7 protein-coding genes are annotated in these 6,333 nt (G+C 62.7%); 6 read left to right on the top strand and 1 reads right to left on the bottom strand.

The genetic code is table 11. The annotated features are described in order from the left end of the window. The 6 genes from HLUSI_RS0125500 to HLUSI_RS0125470 all read left to right on the top strand — a co-directional run. Nucleotides 1–190 (top strand): D-glutamate cyclase family protein (locus HLUSI_RS0125500; RefSeq protein WP_029364026.1); only part of this gene is annotated, 190 nt, incomplete at its 5' end. A gap of 93 nt (nucleotides 191–283) precedes the next feature. Continuing rightward, nucleotides 284–871, top strand: a complete 588-nt coding sequence (locus HLUSI_RS0125495; RefSeq protein WP_016836622.1) for a hypothetical protein — start codon at nucleotides 284–286, stop codon at nucleotides 869–871. Nucleotides 872–1,078: 207 nt separating this feature from the next. Then, entirely contained in the window at nucleotides 1,079–2,155 is a 1,077-nt protein-coding gene (locus HLUSI_RS0125490) for a porin (RefSeq protein ID WP_016836621.1), read from the top strand. Nucleotides 2,156–2,384: 229 nt separating this feature from the next. Continuing rightward, entirely contained in the window at nucleotides 2,385–4,010 is a 1,626-nt protein-coding gene (locus HLUSI_RS0125480) for a methyl-accepting chemotaxis protein (protein ID WP_016836619.1), read from the top strand. Next, nucleotides 3,986–4,537, top strand: coding sequence for a winged helix DNA-binding protein (locus HLUSI_RS0125475; RefSeq protein WP_016836618.1), 552 nt, complete (start codon nucleotides 3,986–3,988; stop codon nucleotides 4,535–4,537). The genes HLUSI_RS0125480 and HLUSI_RS0125475 overlap by 25 nt, the downstream gene beginning before the upstream one ends. 129 nt (nucleotides 4,538–4,666) lie before the next feature. Continuing rightward, on the top strand, nucleotides 4,667–5,116 hold the full coding sequence (locus HLUSI_RS0125470; RefSeq protein WP_016836617.1) for a GNAT family N-acetyltransferase: 450 nt from the start codon (nucleotides 4,667–4,669) through the stop codon (nucleotides 5,114–5,116). A gap of 103 nt (nucleotides 5,117–5,219) precedes the next feature. Here the strand turns inward: HLUSI_RS0125470 and HLUSI_RS30720 are convergent. Next, nucleotides 5,220–6,333 (bottom strand): YihY/virulence factor BrkB family protein (locus HLUSI_RS30720; RefSeq protein WP_016836616.1); only part of this gene is annotated, 1,114 nt, incomplete at its 5' end.

The following is a 6,333-nucleotide window of genomic DNA, read 5'->3' as shown; positions in this document are numbered from 1 at the left end:
GCAGGCGATCGGCATCGCCGACCTGATGCGTCCGGATTTCGGCGATGCGGTGGAGATCATGGACGATGAATTGCCGGTGTTCTGGGCCTGCGGCGTGACCCCGCAATACGTCGCCGAACTGAGCAAGCTGCCGTTCTGCATTACGCATGCGCCCGGCAAGATGTTCGTCACCGACCGTCTCAACGAATAGCCATGTAAGCGCCATCCGAAGCGCGCCTGCCATGCAGAGCAAGCGCGCAGACTCCATAGCGACGGGCTCGCCCGTCATGAACCGAGGAATTTTATGTTGACGCATAAATCCCTGTTGGAAGCGTACGTCTACGCAAAAGACAAATGCTGTCCTTCATTGATCCATGACATCTATGAACCGAACGCGGTGCTCAGCATTTCGACCTCGGCCAGCGCAGTGGCGTTTCCGCCGCTGGTGGTCGGCGCCGAGGGGATCGCGCAGACCCTGGTGACCGACTTTGCCCAGCGCTTCACGCACTGCCGCACCTATTACATATGCGACGAGCTGGAGGTGAGCAACGGCCGCATCGAACAACTGCCGTGGCTGGTGCTGATGCGTGAAGAGGAAACGGCGTCGCTGCGCATCGGACGCGGCTACTACAACTGGCAACTGAACCAGCATCCGGAAGAGCTGTGGCGCGCCAGCGAGATGCACATTCGCATCGACCACATGATGCTGATCGCCGACGTTGCCGGCGACCTGCTGACGACCTTGCACTCCTTCCTGCCGTATCCGTGGCTTCCGCCGCGCGTGCTGGATTCCTCGTTCGGCTTCATCGGCGACAGCAGTCCGGCATTCGCCTTCCTCAAGGAATTCAGGAGCAACAAGTTCGATTTGCCGCGTGAACGGCTCACGGCATGACAACGAATTGAAAAGAATGGCGACGCGCAGCGGGGAGGAAAGCACGGCTGCGCGTCCAGGAGTTCTCTTTGAACGCACCGGGACAACGGCCATTGTCCCGGCGCCGCAGAGAGCAGGCGCATGCCGGCCAGCAGAAGGGCGCGCACGACACTTGGCCGGTACGCGGTTTATTGGGTTTGATGCAATTTCATCTATCGGGGAGTTTCAATGAAACATAAAGTCTTGGCTGCAGCGGCATTTGCCGCAGTCGGCATCCAGGTAGTACCTGCGCTCGCGCAGTCGTCGGTCACGATCTACGGTCTGATCGACACCGGCATCGTGGTCGAAAGCGGCGGCGCGGCTGGTCACGTCACCAAACTGACCAGCGGCATCAGCGGCGGTTCGCGCATCGGCTTCAAAGGCACGGAAGATCTGGGCGGCGGCATGTCGGCGCTGTTCCTGCTCGAAACCGGCTTCCAGAACGACACCGGCGCATTGGGCCAGGGCGGCCTGCTGTTTGGTCGCCAAAGCTACGTCGGCCTGGGCGGCGGCTTCGGTACGGTGACCGCCGGTCGCCAGTACACGCCGCAATATCTGGTGCTGTCGGCCGTCGATCCTTTCGGCACCGGCTATGCGGGCGACGCCGCCAACCTGATGCCGAACACCGGCAACGGCGCCAGCCGCATGGACAACACCATCAAGTACGCGTCGCCCAACTTCGGCGGCGTGACCGGTGAGCTGGCCTACGGCTTCGGCGAAACTGCCGGCAGCACCACGGCCGCCAGCCAGCTCGGTGCGGCCATCGGCTATGCCAACGGTCCGTTGAACGTACGCCTGGGTTTCCACGGTCGCAACAATGACACGGTGACCACCCAGACCGGCTCCGGTCGCAGCACGCTGCTCGGCGCGACCTACAACTTCGGCCCGGCCAAGCTGCATGCCGCGTATGGCGTCAACAAGGGGCTCAACAGCTCGCCGCTGCGCAACACCGTCAATCCTTACGGCACCACGCCCATCGTGGCGTCCACCGACAGCGCCGACATCCTGGTCGGCGTGACGGTGCCGTTCGGCGTGCAGCACACGGTCCTGGCGTCCTACATTCGCAAGAATGACAAGACCGCGCTGAACCAGGATGCGGATCAGTTTGCGCTCGGCTATCGCTACGCCTTGTCCAAACGCACCGACTTGTACGCGATGTATGCCCACATCAAGAACAAGAACGGCGCGCCGTACACGGTCGGCAGTTCGATCGAGGCCGGCAGCGGCAACAGCGCCTGGAACATGGGCATCCGCCACACGTTCTGAGCGTTCTTCCGGCGGCTGCGTCCCGACGGCAAGTGGTTCCTGGAAAAACACTTGTCTTCAGGCGTAGTTCTCCGGGCCTGATTGCCGGCGGCTTTGAGATTTGTCGATTGCGGCGGGGCCGGTATCCCTGCGGCAAGCGACCGATTCTTTCTTGAGGAAAGCCGCCGGCCAGGCGCACAGCGCCCGCACGTCGGCATGCATTTGCATCATGAACATTGAGGGGTGGAAAATGAAGAAACTGTCTCACCTGAACATAGGACAACGCCTCGGCCTCGGGTTCGGCGTGGTCATCCTGCTGATGCTCGGCCTGACCGTGATCGGCGTCTACCGCCTCAACCAGATCAACGGCAACATCCGCAGCATCGCCAACGATTTCTATCCGCGCACGGTCATGGCCAATACGGTCAAGGGCGCGCTCGACGAAACCGCGCGCAGCATGCGCAACCTGCTGTTCATGAGCACCGTGGATGAAATAAAGGGTGAGCTCAACGCCATCACGCGCGCCGGCGCCGTCATCGACGAGACGCTCAAGCGCTTTGCGCGCGACACGCCTTCGGCAGAAGGCAAGCGCATGCTCGACGCCGTCAACGCGGCGCGGGCGCAATACACCCCGGTGCTCGACAATTTCCTGGCGGCGGTCAAGGACGGCCAGGTGGAGCAGGCACGCGACCTGATCCTGCCGGAGATCGCGCCCTACCAGGCGGCTTATTTCAAGGCGCTCGACAACCTGATCGCCTTCCAGGGACGCGGCATGGAGCAGGCCGGCCAGGAAGCCGAGCGTGTCTCCGGCGCAGCCAGCGTGCTGATGATCGCGATGGCGACGATTGCTTCGCTGCTGGCGGTGCTGGTCGGCTATTCGGTCATGCGCAGCATCACGCGTCCGCTCAATGCCGCCATCAATATCGCCGAGCGGGTGGCCGGCGGCGACTTGTCGGTGCGCGTCGAGAACAGCGCCCACGACGAAACCGGCAAACTGCTGACCGCGCTGCAAGGCATGCGCGACGGCCTGCTCAATGCCGTGACGCAAGTACGCGACGGCTCCGACGCCATCTCGGTGGCCGCGCGCGAGATCGCCGCCGGCAACGCCAACCTGTCGGCGCGCACCGAATTGCAAGCCAGCACGCTGGAAGAAACCGCCAGCTCCATGCTGGAGAACGCGCGCCAGGCCAACCAGCTGGTGATGAACGCCTCGCAGGTGGCAACGCAGGGCGGCGACGTCGTCACGCAGGTGGTCAACACGATGCGTGAAATCAAGGACAGCTCGCGCCAGATCGTCGAGATCATCAGTGTCATCGACGGCATCGCCTTCCAGACCAATATCCTGGCGCTGAACGCGGCGGTGGAAGCGGCGCGTGCCGGCGAACAGGGACGCGGCTTCGCCGTGGTGGCGGCGGAAGTACGCGGACTGGCGCAGCGCAGCGCCTCGGCCGCCAAGGAAATCGCCGGCCTGATCCAGAACTCGGTCAAGAAAGTCGATGCCGGCAGCACGCTGGTCGACCAGGCCGGCAACACCATGCAGGACATCGTGCGCAGCGTCAAACACGTGGCCGACATCATGACCGAGATCTCGGCCGCCAGCGACGAGCAGAGCGCCGGCATCCGCCAGGTCAACGACGCCATCGAACAGATCGACGACATGACCCAGCAGAATTCGGCGCTGGTGGAGCAGGCCGCCGCCGCTGCGCAAAGCATGCACGACCAGTCGATGGCGCTGGGACGCGCGGTGTCGATCTTCAAGATCGAGGCGCCCGGCGATATCCAGACCATCGGCATCGGCGGGTCACATGCCGAGCCTGCACCCGCCAGAATTTCATATCAGGAACCAGCACCATGCCGACCGCAAAGAAAAACGTAAAAGCCACCTTCGCGCAGAACCTCAGCAAGGTTCCCATCGTATCGTCGTTGCACCTGGCCTCTGGGAGAAGCAAGGAATTGAGCGAGTTCGAGTTCGGCATGATCATCGCCGGCAACGCCTTCAACCGCTGGATGGTGCGCTGCATCTCCGCCGCCGGCATGAAGGACATGACCGCCACCGACGTGCTGGTGCTGCATCACATCAACCACCGCGCGCGCGAGAAAAAGCTGGCCGACATTTCCTTCATCCTCAACATCGAGGACACCCACGTGGTCAACTACTCGCTCAAGAAGCTGCATTCTCTGGGCCTGGTCAACACCGAGAAGCGCGGCAAGGAAGTGCTGTACTCGACCAACGAGGCGGGCCAGGACGTCTGCAAGCGCTACTACGACATCCGCGAGCAGTTGCTGGTGTCGGGCCTGACCGGAGACGAGACGGAAAGCTTCGAACTGGAAGAATTGGCGCGCTTCCTGCGCATCCTTTCGGGATTGTACGAACAGGCGGCGCGTTCGGCCACGTCAATGTAGGCGGAGCAGGGGAGGACAAGGGAGCAAGCAAATCCAATGTCCCAGTGAAATCTGTATTTCTTGGCCCTGCCGGTTATGCCAAACCTTCCTTACCATGCAGACTTGTCAACTCTGCCCGGAAGGATTTCCATGTCCAACAGTCCCGCCGTCCTGTACCACGCCGACACGCCGGAAGCCCTGCGCGCCTGCTATGCGGTCATGAAGCAGTTGCGTCCGCACCTGCAAAGCGAAGCGGAGTTTCTCGGGCGCGTGGCGCGCCAGGTCGCTGAAGGCTACCGCCTGCTGGCCGAATGGCAAGACGATCAGCCGGTGGCGCTGGCCGGCTATCGCCTGCAAGAGAATCTGGTCTACGGAAAATTCCTCTACGTCGACGACCTCGTCACCACCGAAGCGGCGCGCGGCAGCCAATGCGGGGCACGCCTGCTGGATGCGCTCAGCGACATCGCGGCGCAGTCCGGTTGCGTGCGGCTCACGCTCGACACCGGTCTGGCCAATGCGCTGGCGCAACGCTTCTACTTCCGCCAGGGTTTGCTGACCAGCTCCATGCGCTTCGGCAAATCCATTAGTCCCATCCAATAAGGAAATAAAAGGAGCAGCTTCATGAAATTGCTTCACGTCGACGCCAGCGCCAAGCGCGAATGGTCCAACTCGCGCGTACTCTCGCAACGTTGGGCTGCATGAATTAAATGCGCGGCTGGCGCGAGCCGAAGTTGTTGGCGTAGATCCAGGTGAACTCGGCGCCGAGCAGGAAAATCTGCGCCGAGTAATAGATCCATGCCAACAGCAGCGCAAACGATCCCGCCGCGCCGAAGCCGGAACTCATGCCGGTCCTGCCGAGGTACAACCCGATCAGGTATTTGCCGATCATGAACATCACCGTGGTCGCCATCGCGCCGATGCGCACGTCGTGCCATGACAGGCTCACGCGCGGCATGAAGCGATAGATCGCCGAAAACAGCACGGTGAACACGGCGAACGAAATCACGAAGTTGGCCACGTGCATGACGATGGTCCAGCCTTCGAACCAGCCGCCCCACCATTTCCCCAGGGCCGCCAGCCCGGCGCTGACCACCAGCGACACCATCAGCATGAATCCCAGTCCCAAGATCAGTCCGAACGACAGCAGGCGCGTGCGCGCCAGCTGCCACACGCCGCTCTTGCGCTTGACCGCAGGGATGCGCCAGATGCGATCCAGCGCGCTCTGCAATTCAGAAAACACGGCAGTCGCACCAATGACCAAGGTCACCACGGAAATGCCGGCGGCGATCATGCCCTCGCGTGGCTGGCTCACCGACTTGAGCAAGCCCTGGATGGCGAAGGCGCCCTCGGTGCCGACGATGCTGCGGATCTGCTCGACGATTTCTCCCTGCGCGGCGTCCTGCCCGAAGATCATGCCGGCGATGGCGATTGCGATGATCAGGATGGGCGCGATCGAAAACATCGTGTAGTAGGCGATCGCCGCGCCCATGCTCGGCGCGAAGTTATCCAGCCAGGCGTTGACGGCGGCGTTGATGAACTGCCAGGTCTGGCGCCACCACGGCCCGGGCTGGATCTTGACGATGCCGCCGTCGGATGGATGCAGTTGCGGCGACCCTGCGTTCAGCGCTGCAGCGGCTGCGGCCGGCGCTGCGGATTCGCGGGTTTTTTCCAGCGAGGCGTGCGCCGCGCGCTTGCCTTGTTCGGCCTGCCATGACGCGATCATTGGCAGCACCGTGGTCAGCACCGGCGCGAGTTGTTCGATGAAGGAGGGAGTGTGGGAGCGGGGCCGCGCGGTTTTCTTGCCCGCTGCAGCCGGG

The sequence above is a fragment of the Herbaspirillum lusitanum P6-12 genome, assembly GCF_000256565.1.
Classification (GTDB): domain Bacteria; phylum Pseudomonadota; class Gammaproteobacteria; order Burkholderiales; family Burkholderiaceae_D; genus Herbaspirillum; species Herbaspirillum lusitanum.
This window is presented reverse-complemented; position numbering and strand designations above follow the sequence as displayed.

Excerpts from the sequence above, each read along its gene's own strand:
- HLUSI_RS0125495 (WP_016836622.1), top strand. The coding sequence starts at position 284 with ATGTTGACGCATAAATCCCTGTTGGAAGCGTACGTCTACGCAAAAGAC.
- HLUSI_RS0125490 (WP_016836621.1), top strand. The coding sequence starts at position 1,079 with ATGAAACATAAAGTCTTGGCTGCAGCGGCATTTGCCGCAGTCGGCATC.
- HLUSI_RS0125480 (WP_016836619.1), top strand. The coding sequence starts at position 2,385 with ATGAAGAAACTGTCTCACCTGAACATAGGACAACGCCTCGGCCTCGGG.
- HLUSI_RS0125475 (WP_016836618.1), top strand. The coding sequence starts at position 3,986 with ATGCCGACCGCAAAGAAAAACGTAAAAGCCACCTTCGCGCAGAACCTC.
- HLUSI_RS0125470 (WP_016836617.1), top strand. The coding sequence starts at position 4,667 with ATGTCCAACAGTCCCGCCGTCCTGTACCACGCCGACACGCCGGAAGCC.